Annotated in this window: 15 protein-coding genes; 11 read left to right on the top strand and 4 right to left on the bottom strand. The window is 71.1% G+C overall.

From position 1 onward, the window contains the following. Window positions 1-69: 69 nt before the first annotated feature. From NE857_RS34320 to NE857_RS20100, 5 genes are all read left to right on the top strand, one after another. Window positions 70-204, top strand: a complete 135-nt coding sequence (locus tag NE857_RS34320) for a hypothetical protein (protein ID WP_281386451.1) — start codon at window positions 70-72, stop codon at window positions 202-204. Window positions 205-258: 54 nt separating this feature from the next. Next, window positions 259-1065 (top strand): DeoR/GlpR family DNA-binding transcription regulator, encoded by an 807-nt coding sequence (locus NE857_RS20115; protein ID WP_184364700.1) that lies wholly within the window; start codon window positions 259-261, stop codon window positions 1063-1065. Between the two features lie 207 nt (window positions 1066-1272). Next, complete coding sequence (locus tag NE857_RS20110; RefSeq protein ID WP_184364698.1) at window positions 1273-2091, top strand: polyprenol monophosphomannose synthase; 819 nt, start codon at window positions 1273-1275, stop codon at window positions 2089-2091. Between the two features lie 113 nt (window positions 2092-2204). Then, the gene (locus NE857_RS20105; protein ID WP_254417177.1) at window positions 2205-2471 is read left to right on the top strand and encodes a hypothetical protein; all 267 of its coding nucleotides are present in this window, start codon (window positions 2205-2207) and stop codon (window positions 2469-2471) included. A 160-nt stretch (window positions 2472-2631) separates the two neighbouring features. Further along, window positions 2632-2928 carry a hypothetical protein gene (locus NE857_RS20100; RefSeq protein ID WP_254417176.1) on the top strand — a complete coding sequence of 99 codons (297 nt, stop codon included), beginning with the start codon at window positions 2632-2634 and terminating at the stop codon, window positions 2926-2928. An 8-nt stretch (window positions 2929-2936) separates the two neighbouring features. Here the strand turns inward: NE857_RS20100 and NE857_RS20095 are convergent, their stop codons facing one another. The 3 genes from NE857_RS20095 to NE857_RS20085 all read right to left on the bottom strand — a co-directional run bounded on the left by NE857_RS20095 (window position 2937) and on the right by NE857_RS20085 (window position 8155). Beyond that, window positions 2937-4538 (bottom strand): MFS transporter, encoded by a 1602-nt coding sequence (locus tag NE857_RS20095; protein WP_254417175.1) that lies wholly within the window; start codon window positions 4536-4538, stop codon window positions 2937-2939. A gap of 116 nt (window positions 4539-4654) precedes the next feature. After that, window positions 4655-7384, bottom strand: coding sequence for an ABC transporter permease (locus NE857_RS20090; RefSeq protein WP_184364690.1), 2730 nt, complete (start codon window positions 7382-7384; stop codon window positions 4655-4657). A gap of 6 nt (window positions 7385-7390) precedes the next feature. Continuing rightward, complete coding sequence (locus NE857_RS20085) at window positions 7391-8155, bottom strand: ABC transporter ATP-binding protein (RefSeq protein WP_184364688.1); 765 nt, start codon at window positions 8153-8155, stop codon at window positions 7391-7393. A 343-nt stretch (window positions 8156-8498) separates the two neighbouring features. Here NE857_RS20085 and NE857_RS20080 point away from each other — a divergent pair, with 343 nt between their 5' ends. The 6 genes from NE857_RS20080 (at window position 8499) to NE857_RS20055 (ending at window position 13729) form a co-directional block, all read left to right on the top strand. Beyond that, entirely contained in the window at window positions 8499-9824 is a 1326-nt protein-coding gene (locus tag NE857_RS20080) for a sensor histidine kinase (RefSeq protein ID WP_184364686.1), read from the top strand. Further along, window positions 9799-10458: a response regulator gene (locus NE857_RS20075; RefSeq protein WP_254417174.1), complete on the top strand. Its 660-nt coding sequence runs from the start codon at window positions 9799-9801 to the stop codon at window positions 10456-10458. The genes NE857_RS20080 and NE857_RS20075 overlap by 26 nt, the downstream gene beginning before the upstream one ends. 107 nt (window positions 10459-10565) lie before the next feature. Beyond that, window positions 10566-11015: a hypothetical protein gene (locus tag NE857_RS20070; protein WP_254417173.1), complete on the top strand. Its 450-nt coding sequence runs from the start codon at window positions 10566-10568 to the stop codon at window positions 11013-11015. Window positions 11016-11266: 251 nt separating this feature from the next. Beyond that, window positions 11267-11971, top strand: coding sequence for a 3-oxoacyl-ACP reductase FabG (fabG, locus tag NE857_RS20065; RefSeq protein WP_017588667.1), 705 nt, complete (start codon window positions 11267-11269; stop codon window positions 11969-11971). A gap of 58 nt (window positions 11972-12029) precedes the next feature. Further along, window positions 12030-12794, top strand: coding sequence for an enoyl-ACP reductase FabI (fabI, locus tag NE857_RS20060; RefSeq protein WP_017581126.1), 765 nt, complete (start codon window positions 12030-12032; stop codon window positions 12792-12794). A 173-nt stretch (window positions 12795-12967) separates the two neighbouring features. Next, window positions 12968-13729, top strand: a complete 762-nt coding sequence (locus NE857_RS20055; RefSeq protein ID WP_254417172.1) for an SDR family NAD(P)-dependent oxidoreductase — start codon at window positions 12968-12970, stop codon at window positions 13727-13729. Window positions 13730-13754: 25 nt separating this feature from the next. On the opposite strand, the gene NE857_RS20050 is transcribed toward NE857_RS20055, so the two are convergent. Next, window positions 13755-14147, bottom strand: coding sequence for a hypothetical protein (locus NE857_RS20050; RefSeq protein ID WP_254417171.1), 393 nt, complete (start codon window positions 14145-14147; stop codon window positions 13755-13757). Between the last annotated feature and the right edge of the window lie 42 nt (window positions 14148-14189).

Genomic DNA, 14189 nt, shown 5'->3' with positions numbered 1-14189 from the left:
GTGGTGTGAGCCGCGGTGAAACGGGGCATTCGGTAAGTGGCAGGTCAGCCCGCCCCCTTGGAGGCTCAGATGTCTGTCGTCATGTTGTTCGGCGCCGGAGCGCTCATCGGCCTCGTGGCCCTTACCGCGGTCATCCTGGTGACCCTCCTGACGGAGAAGCCGCAGACCGACGCATCGTCCACCGAGGACCGGTCCGTACTCTAGGACGGCGCGGTTCCCCTGCCGTGCGTCACACACGGAAAGGGTGGGCCTGTACCCATGGCCGAGGAGAGCCGTCCGGCGTTCGCCGCCGAGCGCCGGGAGCGCATCCTGGAACTGGTGCGGGCCAACGGCAGCATGTCCCTGCGGGACATCGCCGCCAAGGTGCGTGCCTCGGAGGTCACGGTCCGCCGTGACGTACGCGCGATGGAGGCCGAAGGGCTGCTGGACCGCCGCCGGGGCGGTGCCGCACTGCCCGGCCGGATCGGCCACGAACAGAGCTACACCGGCAAGAGCGGCCAGTGCGCCGCGGAGAAGGCCGCGATCGCGACCACCGCCGCCCGCCTGGTCCGCCCCGGAGACGCTGTCACCATCGGCCCCGGCAGCACGGCCGAGGCCTTCGCCCGGGCGCTCCTGGGCCACGGCGACCTCACCGTGGTCACCAACTCCCTGCGGGTGGCCGACGTCCTGGCCGGGGCCGCGGGGGTCGAGGTCATGATGACCGGCGGTACCCTGCACGCGCCCATGCGGGCCCTGGTCGGAGCGGCCGCCGAAGCCTCTCTGACGGGGCTGCGGGTCAACCGCGCCTTCCTGTCGGGCAACGGCGTCAGCGCCGACCGCGGCCTGAGCACCCCCAACCCCGCGGTGGCCGGTGTCGACCGGGCCCTGTCCGCCTGCGCCGAGGAGACCATCGTGCTGGCCGACCACACCAAGGTCGGCGCCGACACCATGGTGCCCACCGTCGCCCCCGAGGAGATCGCCCACCTGGTCACCGACAGCAGCGCCGACCCCGAGGTCCTGATGACCCTGGAGGAGGCCGGCGCCTTGGTCCACGTCGCCGTGGTCGCCGACGCACGCGGCCAGTGACCGGTGCGGGTCGGTCCGGCAGGCGCGTTCCACCGCTTGGCTGTGGGAGGAGCGCGTACCCTACCCTTCACGCCTATTGTGCGGTGAGCACCTTATGCGTGATCCTGTACACACCCCCTACTCGCCAGTACCGAACCCCCGTCACCCCCCCCGTACCCCTCCACCGCAGTCCAGCACCGACGTCCACGTACTCAGGAGCCGCCGCGCATGCCCTCCCAACCGACGCCCCCGGAGCACGCCTCCGCCGCCCCGGTGCGGATCACCCCCGAGCCGGTGGCGCTGCCCGAGCCCTGGCGGAGCTCGGCGCTGACCGTGGTGGTGCCCACCTACGACGAGGCCGGGAACCTGCCCGTCCTGGTGGCCCAGCTCATGGCGTTGGACCTGCCTCGGCTGCGGATCGTGGTGGTGGACGACAACTCACCGGACGGCACCGGGGAGATCGCCGACAAGCTCGCCGTGGAACACCCCGGACGACTCTCGGTGGTCCACCGCACCCGCAAGGACGGCCTCGGCCGCGCCTACGTGGAGGGCATGACCCGGGCCCTGGCCGACGGCGCCGACCACGTGGTGCAGATGGACGCCGACCTCAGCCATCCGGTGGGCTACGTACCCCAGCTGCTGGGCACCCTGCACTCCACCAACGCCGGCGTGGTCATCGGCAGCCGCTACGTGCCCGGCGGCAGCCTCTCCGCGGCGTGGGGACTGCGCCGCCGCCTGCTGAGCGGGTGGGCCAACACCTACGTCAAGACGGTCCTGTCCATCCCGGTCCAGGACGTCACCGCCGGTTTCAAGATTTGGCGGGCCTCGGCCCTGGAGGTGCTGGACCTGGCCAGCATCGAGAGCACCGGTTACGCCTTCCAGGTCGAGATGCACTACCGGGCCTTCCGCCGCGGCCAGAAGATCATGGAGATCCCCATCCACTTCGAGGACCGGCTGGTCGGCCAGAGCAAACTCGACGGCGCGGTCGCCCTGGAGGCGGCGCTGCGCCCGCTGCGCCTGCGCCGCGCGGAGAACGCCCGCCGCTGACCCGGACCGGGCCCGGACCCGCGACGGCCCCTCCCCGGAGCCGTGTCCCCTTTCGTCCACCGCCCCTGAACTGCGACCATACGAGTGTCAGGACGGTGAGCAAGGGGGAGCGCATGTCCGAACAGCCCTACGACGTCGACGCCGACATGGGGGAGGACCCCGAGGAGAGCGAGATCGCCCTGGCGGAGAGCCGCCAGAACCCGGACGCGCCGGTCTACGGCTACACCTTCGAGGACGAGAGCGCCGCCACCGAGCGGGGCATCGACCAGGAGGTCCGGGAGGAACGCGACGATGTCATCCCGCGTGAGGACTTCGACATCGACGCCCCCGGCGCGGAGAGCGAGGCGATCCACGAGGTGGACGAGTCCGACCAAGCCTGAACCGAACACCGCGAGGACCCCGGGGCGCCAGCCCCGGGGTCCTTTTCCCGTCTCCGTCCCGAACGTTCTTCACAAAGGCACAAGTTTCTTCGTTGGAGCGCGGAATTGAGTGATCATCGAGGTCAAAGCGGGGAAGACCCTGGGAAAGGAGGCGGACACAGTGACCGAACAGCCCTACGAGGTGGACCTGGACCTGGGGGATGACCCCCAGGTGAGTGAGGTCGCCCAACGAGAGCGGGTCCTTGACCCCGACCACAACATCCTCAGCTACGACTTCGTCGACGAGGACAGCCGGGGACGGCTCGGCATCAACGACGGGGTGCGCGCCGAGCGCCTGGGCAGCGCCATCCCCCGGCAGCGCTGGGGTGGTGGCCGCAGCGCCGAGGAGGAGGCGCTGAACGTGGTCTCCGACCCCAACGCCGTCAACGATCGCCCCCCGGAGGGCTACGAGAGCTGACCGGCGCCCTACCCGCTCAAAGGGTCGGCGGCGCCGCTTCCGGCGGTTGAACCGGGGCAGGAGCGCAGCGGAGGACCGGACACACCGCAAAACCGCGGCGGCTGCTCCCGGCCGAGCGGCTCCGGAGAGCTGGCCCCCGCCGGCGGGGAACCGCGGTCGGCCGCTTCGGCAGCCTCGGGCATCCGGCCGCGCGGCAGCAGCAATGCGCACAGCGACGCGAGCACGCACAGCACCACCAGGATCAGCATCGCCGTGCCGAAACCGTCGGCGAGCGCCGAGGCGTCCCCGCGCGCCCCCGAAGCCGCACCGCTCGAACCGCCGATCCCGGCCAGCACCGGCACCGCTGCCACACCGATCAGCTGCGCGCCACGAGCGAACGTGTTGTTGACCCCCGAGGCCAGCCCGGCGTGCCGCTCCGGGGCCGAGGCGAGCACCGTCGCGGTCAGCGGGGCCACGGTCGTGGCCAGGCCCAGCGCCACCAGCAGGACCCCCGGCAGCACCCCGGTGAGGTAGGGGGCGTCCTCCGTCAGCCGGGACAGTAGCCAGAACCCGGCGGCCAGCAGCAGCGGCCCCACCACCAGCTGGAGCCTCGGCCCGATCCGCGCGGCCAGCTCGCCCGAGCGGGCCGACAGCAGCAGCATCAGGACGGTGATCGGCAGAGAGGCCGCCCCGGCAGCGATCGGGGAGTAGCCCGACACCTCCTGGAGGTAGATCACCAGCAGGAACAGCAGCGGCCCCAGCGAACCGTAGATCAGCACGGTCGCCGCGTTGGTCACGCTGAACGGCAGCGACCGGAAGATGCCCAGCGGCAGCATCGGGCTGGAGGCGCGCGCCTCGGTGAACAGGAACGCGGCCAGAGCCAGCACACCCACGGCCACGGCGGTCCACACCGCGGGGGTGCCGCCCACCGCGCCCCACTGGATCAGCGCGTAGGTAATCCCGGCCAGCGCCACCACACCCAGCAGAGCCCCGCTGTAGTCCAACCGCTGGGCCGCTGTGACATCCCGGGATTCGGGCACCTTGAACCAGGAGATCAACAGCACCGCGGCCGCGATCGGCAGGTTGATCAGGAAGATCAGCCGCCAGTCGCCGATCTGCACCAGCCAGCCGCCCACGAAGGGCCCCACCGCCGCGGCCACACCGGTCAGCCCCGACCAGGCGCCGATCGCCCGCGCCCGGTCGTCCTGACGGAAACCCGCCTGCAGGATGGCCAGGCTGCCCGGGGTCAGCAGCGCGCCGCCCACCCCCTGGAGCACTCGCCCGGCGACCAGCCACTCCAGGGTCGGCGCGAACGTGCACAGCGCGGAGGCCAGCGCGAACACCGCCACCCCGACCATGAACAACCGCACCCGGCCGAACCTGTCGGAGAGCGAACCGCTGAGCAGGATCAGCGCGGACAGCGTCACCATGTAGCCGTTGACGATCCACTGGAGCCCGGCCAGCCCGGTGTCCAGGTCGCCCTGGATGGCGGGCAGCGCCACCGTCACGACGGTCGAGTCCAGGAACGCCATCCCCGAACCCAGCACCGTGGCGGTCAGCATCCACCGGGCGGCGGGCGTCCCCCACGCCACCCGCCCGGCGGTGACCGGTACCGACGCCGAACCACTCATACGACAACCTTCCCCGGGACTACGGACACAGTAGGCGCGGGCCCCACCCGTAGGTGAGGGCCCGCGCCGATTCCCCGTCGCTCTGTTCGGTCTTGACCCCGGGATGCGGGCCGGGTCTACTCGCTGGCGAGCGCTCCGGTGATCGAGGTTCCGGCTGCCCGGCGGGCGGGCAGCACCGCGGCCAGCAGACCGGCCAGGACCGCGATCGCGATGAACACCGTGATCTGGGCGGTCGGGATGCTGAACACCAGGCCCGGCAGGATCGCGGCACCGGCCGCCCAGCCGAACAGCACACCCAGGGCGATACCGATACCGGCACCGATCAGGCACAGCAGCACGGCCTCGACGCTGAGCATCCGGCGCAGCTGGCCCTTGGCCAGCCCCAGCGCCCGCAGCAGCGCGGATTCACGGGTGCGCTCCAGGACCGACAGCGCCATCGTGTTGGAGATACCGAACACCGCGATGATGATCGCCAGGCCCAGCATCGCCGCGATCGTGTAGAAGGCGATGTTCATCATCTCGGAGAACTGGTTCTTCATCTCCGCGACCGACATGACCTGGACCATCGGGTAGTCGTCGACCGCCGCGTAGACGGCCTCGCGAACCTCGGCCGGGTCGGTGCCCTCGGCGGCCTGGATGTGGAGGTAACGGCCCTCCTCGACGGAGGGGAAGGCCGCGGTGAAGTCCGTCGGGGTGATGACCGCGCCCCAGAAGGCCGCACCGTTCTCCAGGACCGCGGCGACCTCCAGGTCGAGGTCGCCTCCCGGAGCGGGCAGGGTGATCGTGTCGCCGACCCCCGTGCCGTCCGCGTAGCTCTCGGTGAGCAGAACCTTGCCGGTCCCGAAGTCGTCCAGGTCGCCCTCGACGGTCTCGGCCCGCATGTCGACGCCCATCTCGGCCCCGAAGTACGCGGACACGGGCAGCCCCATGCTGTCGAGATCAGTGAAGTCGTCCAGGTAGGTGGAGCGCTCGGAGATCACCTTGTCCAGGAGGGGGCTGGCGGACAGCTTCTCCTCGACCTCCCTCGGAACCAGGGGGGTTCCGGTCTCCTCGTCGACGGCTTCGCCCTCGACGGCTCCGCCCTCGTCGACGGCGCCTTCCCCGCTGCCCGGACCCTCGGCGGCTCCGTCCTCGGGAGTGCCCTGTGCGGTGTCACCCTCTTCAGGGGCGCCCTGTTCCAGCGCCTCCTCTTCGGCGGCCTCCGCTTCGGTGCCGGCGGTGGTCGCCGGGCCGTCGGGTGCGTACTGGGCGCTCACCTGGTAGTCCACCGGGAAGCTCTCGTCCAGCTGCTTGGTCATGGTGCTCTCGAACGACGCGCTGATCACCGAGTATCCGGTGATGAGCGTGGCGCCCACGGTGAGGGCGATCATCGCGGTGGCGGCACGGCGCGGGCTCCGGGTGGAGTTGTCCACCGCCAGCATGCTGGGCACACCCACACGGCGCAACGGGATACCGATGACCCGGACGATCCCGCGCACCAGCAGCGGGCCGAGGACCACCACACCGACGAAGGCGACCAGGGCGGCACCGGTCACGACGAACAGTCCGTTGGGGTCGGGGCTCATCGACTGGGAAAGACCGACCAGAGCTGCGGAGACGGCGAAGGCCACCAGACCGAACACCACACGCATCCATCCGGTGCCCTTCTCCAGGCCGGCGGCGGTGGCGCTGGTGCGCAGGGCCGCCAGCGGGGCCACGCGGGTGGCGCGGGTGGCCGGGATCAGAGCGGAGAACACCGTCATCAGGGTGCCGACGAGCAGGCCGACGATCACGGCGGTGGGGCTGACCACCAAGGAGGCGGTGGCGCCGGTGCCCATCAACTGGCCGCCGAACCGGGCCCCGAGCGCGCCGATTCCGGTACCGGCGAGCACACCGAGCACGGAGGCGAACAGGCCGACCACGAACGACTCGGTGAGTACGGAACGGAAGATCTGGCCGCGCTTGGCGCCCACGCAGCGCAGCAGGGCGAGTTCGCGCTGGCGCTGGGCGATGAGGATCGCGAAGGTGTTGTAGATGACGATACCGGCGACGAACATCGCGATGACGCCGAAGAGGAGCAGTGCGATGCGCAGGATCGCGGTCTCGGATCCGGACGCCTCCGCCATCGCCTCGCCGAACTCCGCACCGGTCTGCACGTCGGTACCGGTGACCGTGGCGACCGCGGCGGCGGCGTCCTCGTCGGTGGTGCCCTCGGTGGACATCACGTTGATCTCGGAGTAGCCGCTGGCGCCGGTCATCTCCTCCACGGTGTCCTGGGCGAAGACGACGGCGCCGCCGTAGCTGTAGCTGGGGTCGACACCGAAGTTGACCAGACCGGTGACGGTGAACTCGCGGCTGTCCTGGTCGGGGTCGAGCACGGTGACGGTGTCGCCGACCTCGAAACCGGTCTGGCTGGAGGTGGAGGTGGCCAGGGCGATCTCGTCGTCGGCGGCGGGAAGCTCTCCCTCGCTCGCTGAGAACCGGCTGGTCTCACCGAGCCCGATGGCGGCGGGCGGAGTGAAACCGAAGGCACGGCCCTCGGCGTCCAGGAGTACGGCCTGGCCCCGGACCAGCCCGTCGGCGTCGGCGACCTCGGGCAGGGCGCGGATGTCGTCGAGCACGGCGTCGCCGAAGGGCACGGGGTCCAGCGGGAAGCCGTCCTCGTCCTCGCCCTCCTCCGCCTCGGGGACGGCGATGGCGTCGACGCTGGTCGCCGACCCCATCACCGACTCCTCGTAGCTGGCCTCGAGGGTGTCGGCGAAGACCAGGGTGCCCGAGACGAACATGACGCCGAGCAGGATGGCCAGGACGGTGGTGACGTACCGGGACTTGTGGAGTCTGAGCCCGGCGAGTGTGGTGCGCAGCATGGGGGCTCAGGCCTCCAGCTTCAGCAGGTGCTCGGAGACGGTCTCGGCGGTCGGTTTGAGCACCTCGTCCACCAGTTGGCCGTCACGCAGGAACACCACCCGGTCGGCGTAGGAGGCGGCGACCGGGTCGTGGGTGACCATGACGATGGTCTGGTTCAGGTCCTTGGCCGAGTCGCGGAGGAAGGCCAGCACCTCGGCGCCCGAACGGGAGTCCAGGTTGCCGGTGGGCTCGTCGGCGTAGACGACCTCGGGTGCGTTGAGCAGGGCGCGGGCGACCGCCACGCGCTGCTGCTGACCGCCGGAGAGCTTGGCGGGCAGGTGGTCGAGCCGGTCGCGCAGCCCCACGACGTCGACGATGTGGTCGAAGCGGGCCTGGTCGACCTTGCGCTTGGCGATCTGCGAGGGGAGCAGGATGTTCTGCTCGGCGGTGAGCATCGGCAGCAGGTTGAAGGACTGGAAGATGAATCCGATGCGGTCGCGGCGCAGCAGGGTGAGTTCGCCGTCGCGCATCCCGGTGATCTGGGTGCGACCGAGGTGGACGGTGCCGGAGGTGGGTACGTCCAGCCCGGCCAGGCAGTGCATGAGGGTCGACTTGCCCGACCCGGAGGGGCCCATGATGGCGGTGAACGCGCCCCGGTGGAACTCCACGTCCACGCCGGCCAGGGCGTGCACCTGGCTGCCGCCGGTGTCGTAGGTCTTGGTGAGTCCTCTCGCCACCACCACCGGCGGGGCTTGGACCGGGGCGGCGGGCTTGAATACGGACTCGGTCACGGGAGAACTCCAGAAGTCGGGAAGTGGTGGTGCCGGCGGGGCGCAGGAGCCCCGGTCTTCTCGGCGTGTTCTCCACGCTAGGTCCGCCCCCGCCCCCGGCGCCTCGGCCTCCGGGCTGAACCCGGTATCGGCCAAAGGCATGACGCGGTGGTGGTTCGCGACTCCTTCGTGCGGGTGCACCACCGACTTTCGTAGGGGGTGGTGTCGACCCCCGGTGCGCTGGTGAGTGCCAGGAACCCCTGTGAACTGCGGAGATGTCGGAGGGTCGACGATCGGACCACCGGTGCTCAGGGGCGGGAGCACCGATGCCCTCTGTTGGGAGCGCCGCCGTAGACTCTGGCGGATGAAGATGTGGGTGCGGGATCGTTTGCGGGACTTCGGCGTCTTGCTGAGCCACAACTGGCACTGGTGGTGGGACCGGCGTCTGCGTGTGGCCGACTGGTGCTACGCCGTCTTCACCCTGCCGTTCAGCGGCCTGATGATGGTGGCTGGGACCGGCGCCGCCTCGGGCCTGCTGACCGGGCCGATCGCAGCGGTGATGGGTCTGTTCTCGAACGCCCTGGTGGCCCTGCCGCTGGTCTTCCTGCTCTTCGTGGTTCCGGGGGTCCTGGGCTCGGCGGCGATGCTCTGGCGCCGCAGCGAACCCAAGTGGCTCATGGTGACCGGGGCGCTCATGATGGCCCTGTACGCCAACCCGATCCCGCTCATGGTGGGCCTGTATTCCTATCCGGCCCACTTCAGCGAGCGCAAACCCCTCGTCAGCTGGTTCGTGCTCGGCCTCCTGACCACCGGGATCATCTACCACCAGACCCCGGTCGCCTTCGTGGTGCTGTCCGTGTTCTACCTGGTCCTACCAGTCATCGCCGGCCTGTGGATCGGCACCCGCCGCCAGCTCATCGACCGCCTCAAGGAGCGGGCCGAACGCCTGGAGCGCGAACAGCACATGATGGCCGAGCAGGCCATCGGCGCCGAACGCACCCGTATCGCCCGTGAGATGCACGACGTGGTCGCCCACCGGGTCAGCCTCATGGTCCTGCACGCGGGCGGCCTGGAGGTGTCGGCCACCGAACCGCGCACGGTCGAGGCCGCCGGGCTGATCCGCACCACCGGCCGCGAGGCGCTGGCGGAGCTGCGCGGCATCCTGGGGGTCCTGCGCGACGACGGCACGGACACCGCGCCCACCGCGCCCCAACCCGTCCTGGACGACCTGGAACGCCTGATCAACGAGTGGCGCGGGGCCGGGATGCGGGTCGACCGTGAGGAGACCGGTACGGTCGGACCGCTGCCGACCGCGGTCCAGCGCACCGCCTTCCGGATCGTGCAGGAGGGCCTGACCAACGCCGCCAAACACGCCACCGGCGCCGCTGTCCAGGTGTGGCTGCATTACGGTGAGGACCGCCTGGAGGTCGAGGTGGTGAACGACCCCGTCACCGGACCGGTGCACGCCCCGCCGCGCAGCGGGTACGGCCTCACCGGGCTGCGCGAGCGCGTCGTGCTGGCCGGGGGCGAGCTCAGCGCCGGGGCGTGTCCGGACGGCGGGTGGCGGATGCGCGCTATCTTGCCGGTGGGGGAGGAGGGCCCGGAGGAGGCTCCCACGCCCGAACCGCACACCACCGAGGTTGAGGAAGAAGAGGGCGCCGAAGGTGATCCGCACACTCCTGGTCGATGACGAACTCCTGGTCAGGTCCGGGCTGCGGATGATCCTGGAGGCCGACCCCGGCATCGAGGTGGTCGGTGAGGGCAGTGACGGGGAGCAGGCCGTGCGTCTGGCCGAGGAGCTCACCCCGGACGTCGTGCTGCTGGACATCCGCATGCCCGGCACCGACGGACTGGCCGCGGCCGCCCGGCTGAGCGAACTGCCCGACCCGCCCAGGGTGGTCCTGCTCACCACCTTCGACCTGGACGAGTACGTGCACGGCGCGCTGCGCGCCGGAGCGGTCGGCTTCCTGCTCAAGGACACCCCGCCGCGCGAGCTGATCAACGCCGTGCGCACCGTGCACGAGGGGCACGCCATGCTCGCGCCCAGCGTCACCAAGCGCATGCTCGAACGCTTCGCCTCGCCCGCCCCCACCGATTCCGCGGCGGGGCGCACCGAGGCGCTGCGCCGGCTGTCGGTGCTCAGCGAGCGCGAACGCCACGTGCTGGTGGCGGTGGCCGAGGGCAAGTCCAACGCCGAGGTGGGACGGGCCCTGAGCATGCGGGAGACCACGGTGAAGGCCCACGTCAGCCGCATTCTGGCCAAGCTGGAGATGTCCAACCGGGTACAGGCCGCGATCCTCGCCCACGACGCGGGCTGGGCCTGACGGGTTCGCTGCTCGACCGGGCCCTACCGCTGACAGGGCCCGCTGGATAGTCTCGGGGCACGTCATCCCCATGGCCCGCGGGCAGGGTCGTCAGAAGGACGTGCACCATGCGACCACCGTCGGAGTGGACCGAGCGGGTGAGCCACGCAGCCGCCGCGCTGGCCCTGTTCGTGATCGGGACGGCGGCGGGCACGGCCGCGGCCGAGACCGGGTCGCCGACCCTCTTCATCGGGTACGCCCTCGCCCTGGCCGCCGGTTTCGTCGCGCTGGGCGCCCACGGGATCGTCTTCACCGGGGCCTTCGACTGGCGGGCGCACGACAGCGCGGCCAGCCTCAAGGCCCTCCTGCTCGCGGCGGCCGAACCCTACTCCGGACTGCGCGCCGCCCTGGGCGTGCTGACCCTGGTGGGGGCGCTCACCCTCCTGGGCGGGCAGTGGCCCGGCTGGGTGGTGCCGCCCGTGCTGGTGCTGCTGTGGCTGGTCGTGGGCCTGCCCCTCAACGGCGGCGCCCAGAACGGTCCGGCAGGGGCTGCCGGGGCCGCTGGCCAGCCCGGGTGACCGGGTTCACTTCGCGTCCGCCTCCGTGCTGGACCCCCGTCCCACCGGGCCCTGTCGGCCGCGTGTGATCTTCCGGAACGCCCCGATCGGTCCTGTTGCGCACCTCGGTTGCGTCTACTGGCGGGTAGCTCGGTAACCTGCAAGGCGATCCGCACCCGGAACACGCACCTCTCGAGTACCCCTGAAACTGCGTACCCCTGAAACCCGAACACGTCGCGGCTGTTGAGCAGCCGCAGAGAAGAGGAGCCCCTATGTCGCGCTCGGTACTGGTCACCGGTGGCAACCGAGGGATCGGTCTGGCCATCGCCCGTGAGCTCGCGGCTGGTGGGGACAACGTGGCGGTCACCTACCGGTCCGGCGAGCCCCCGGAGGGTCTGCTCGGCGTGCGCTGCGACATCACCGACTCCGCCCAGGTCGACGCCGCCTTCAAGGAGGTCGAGGAGGCCCAGGGCCCGGTCGAGGTGCTCGTCGCCAACGCCGGTGTCACCAAGGACCAGCTCCTCGCCCTGATGAGCGAGGACGACTTCTCCTCCGTCCTGGACACCAACCTCACCGGTTCCTTCCGGGTGGCCAAGCGCGCCGTGCGCGGCATGATGCGCAAGCGCTTCGGCCGCATCGTGCTGATCTCCTCGGTCGTGGGCCTGCTCGGCTCCGGCGGCCAGGCCAACTACGCCGCCTCCAAGGCCGGGCTGGTCGGCTTCGGCCGCTCCCTGGCCCGCGAGCTGGGTTCGCGCAACATCACCGTGAACGTCGTCGCCCCCGGTTTCATCGAGACCGACATGACCGCCGCCCTGCCCGAGGAGCGCCAGGCGGAGATCAAGAAGAACGTCCCGCTGGGCCGCCTCGGCTCCACCGACGACATCGCCAAGACCGTCAGCTTCCTCACCGGCCCCGGCGGCGGTTACGTCACCGGCGCCGTCATCCCGGTCGACGGCGGCCTGGGCATGGGCCACTGAGCCGGCCGAAGCATTCACCCCACTCGCCCTAGCCACAGACAGGACGGACCACCCGAACATGGGAATCCTCGAAGGTAAGCGCATCCTCGTCACCGGTGTGCTCACCGACTCCTCCATCGCCTTCCACGTCGCCCGCCTCGCCCAGGAGCAGGGCGCCACGGTCGTGCTCACCGGCTACGGCCGCATGGGTCTGGTGCAGCGCATCGCCAAGCGCCTGCCCGAGACGCCCCCCGTCCTGGAGCTGGACGTCACCGACGACGAGCACCTCGCCAGCCTGGCCGAGCGGGTCGGCGAGCACGTGGACGGGCTCGACGGCATCGTCCACTCCATCGGCTTCACCCCGCAGGACGCCCTGGGCGGCAACTTCCTCAACACCGAGTGGAGCGACGTCGCCCAGGCGATGCACACCTCCACCTTCTCGCTGAAGTCGCTGACCACCTCCCTGCTGCCGCTCATGGGCAACGGCGGCTCGGTGGTCGCCATGGACTTCGACAACAGCGTCTCCTACCCCATCTACGACTGGATGGGCGTGGCCAAGTCCGCGCTGACCTCCACCGCCCGCTACCTGGCCCGTTACGTGGGGGACAAGAACGTGCGGGTCAACCTGGTCTCGGCGGGCCCGCTGAGCACCATGGCCGCCCGCAGCATCCCCGGTTTCGAGGAGCTGGCCAAGCACTGGCCCGAGCGGGCCCCGCTGGGCTGGGACGTCACCGACCCCGAGCCCGCCGCAAAGGCGGTCGTGGCCCTGCTGTCGGACTGGTTCCCGGCCACCACCGGCGAGATCGTGCACGTCGACGGCGGATTCCACTCCACCGGAGCCTGATCCGAGTGAAGCCGACCCACCTGTGGGCGGTGTCCCCGCCGGGGCGCCGCCCACAGGTGGGTCCGGGGCGCCGCTGTGTCTCAGACAGCGCCGAGTCCCGGACACCGGTACGATCTGCCCGCCGGTACCCGCGCGGGTACCGGCCGCACGTGAGAGTTCGGAAGGTGGACGCAATGGATCTGGGACTGTCGGGGGCCAAGGTCGTGGTGACCGGGGCCAGCAGGGGGATCGGCCGCGCCATCGCCCAGGTGTTCGCCGAGGAGGGCGCCGACCTGGCGATCTGCGCACGCACCCCCGAACCCCTGGCCCGGGCGGCCCGCGAGCTCTCCGAGACCGGCGCCAAGGTCTTCACCCGGGACCTGGACGTCACCGACCACACCGCGCTGCCGTCCTTCGTCGACGACGCGGCCACGGCGCTGGGCGGCCTGGACGTGCTCGTCTCCAACGTCTCCGGCGGCAGCGCGCCCACCCCCGACCAGTGGGAGCGCGGCTTCAACGCCGACCTCATGCCGTTCGTGCGCCTGACCGAGGCGGCCAAGCCCCACCTGTTCGGCTCCGAGCACGGGGGTTCGGTGGTGTTGGTCTCCACCACCTCGGCCCTGCACGTGACCCGGCCCGCGGGGGCCCGCTCCTACGGTGCGGTCAAGGCGGCGCTGAACCACCACGCGTCCTCCCTGGCCCGTGAATGGGCGCCCGACGGCGTGCGGGTCAACACCGTCTCGCCCGGCCCCATCGAGTTCCCCGGCGGCGGCTGGGAGCGGCGCAAGGACAGCGACCCGGAGTTCTACGAGAGCATCCGCGAACGCATCCCCTACGGCCGTCTGGGCCGCCCGGAGGAGGTCGCCCGCTCGGTGGCCTTCCTGGCCAGCCCGGCCGCCGCCTTCGTCACCGGCCAGAACCTGGTCGTGGACGGAGGCTTCCTCGACCAGGTCTGACCGCTCGGGGGAGGGGCGCTTCGGCTCAGGTCTCCTCGGTGGGGACGGTCCGGCCGTCCTGCGCGTAAACGACCCTGAGCTCCGTGCCGTCCCGGTGCCGCTGGGAGCGCCCCTGTGCCCCGATCGCGAAGTCGGACTCCTCCGCCACCGCGCCGGGCGGCACGTAGGTGAGGATGTCGGGGTGGTGCCCGGTCACCACCCACCCCTCCGTGGTGTCCGGGTGGACCACGCCGTAGTCTCCGGCCGGGGTGCCCGCCCGGACCGGGCCGTACTCACGCAGGAGTTCGACAGCCTGGGCGCGCAGGTCCTCCCCGGGCTCGGTCAGGACCACGCAGGTGCCGTGCTCGAACAGCACCCAGGTGGCGTGCGGATTGATGAGCAGTCGACGCCAGGCATCGACGAGTGCGCTGGTCTCCATACCGCCGAGACTGGCACGGGGGTCGGACATTCCGGGGCCGAG

The organism is Nocardiopsis exhalans (assembly GCF_024134545.1).
GTDB classification, from domain to species: Bacteria; Actinomycetota; Actinomycetes; order Streptosporangiales; family Streptosporangiaceae; genus Nocardiopsis; species Nocardiopsis exhalans.
The sequence above is the reverse complement of the archived record's forward strand: the minus strand, read 5'-3'. Positions and strand labels throughout refer to the sequence as shown.

Bases quoted from the DNA above. Each gene is read 5' to 3' on its own strand.
- NE857_RS20115 (WP_184364700.1), top strand. From the start codon at position 259: ATGGCCGAGGAGAGCCGTCCGGCGTTCGCCGCCGAGCGCCGGGAGCGC.
- NE857_RS20110 (WP_184364698.1), top strand. From the start codon at position 1,273: ATGCCCTCCCAACCGACGCCCCCGGAGCACGCCTCCGCCGCCCCGGTG.
- NE857_RS20105 (WP_254417177.1), top strand. From the start codon at position 2,205: ATGTCCGAACAGCCCTACGACGTCGACGCCGACATGGGGGAGGACCCC.
- NE857_RS20090 (WP_184364690.1), bottom strand. From the start codon at position 7,384: ATGCTGCGCACCACACTCGCCGGGCTCAGACTCCACAAGTCCCGGTAC.
- NE857_RS20080 (WP_184364686.1), top strand. From the start codon at position 8,499: ATGAAGATGTGGGTGCGGGATCGTTTGCGGGACTTCGGCGTCTTGCTG.
- fabG (WP_017588667.1), top strand. From the start codon at position 11,267: ATGTCGCGCTCGGTACTGGTCACCGGTGGCAACCGAGGGATCGGTCTG.
- NE857_RS20095 (WP_254417175.1), bottom strand. From the start codon at position 4,538: ATGAGTGGTTCGGCGTCGGTACCGGTCACCGCCGGGCGGGTGGCGTGG.
- fabI (WP_017581126.1), top strand. From the start codon at position 12,030: ATGGGAATCCTCGAAGGTAAGCGCATCCTCGTCACCGGTGTGCTCACC.
- NE857_RS20070 (WP_254417173.1), top strand. From the start codon at position 10,566: ATGCGACCACCGTCGGAGTGGACCGAGCGGGTGAGCCACGCAGCCGCC.
- NE857_RS20050 (WP_254417171.1), bottom strand. From the start codon at position 14,147: ATGGAGACCAGCGCACTCGTCGATGCCTGGCGTCGACTGCTCATCAAT.
- NE857_RS20055 (WP_254417172.1), top strand. From the start codon at position 12,968: ATGGATCTGGGACTGTCGGGGGCCAAGGTCGTGGTGACCGGGGCCAGC.
- NE857_RS34320 (WP_281386451.1), top strand. From the start codon at position 70: ATGTCTGTCGTCATGTTGTTCGGCGCCGGAGCGCTCATCGGCCTCGTG.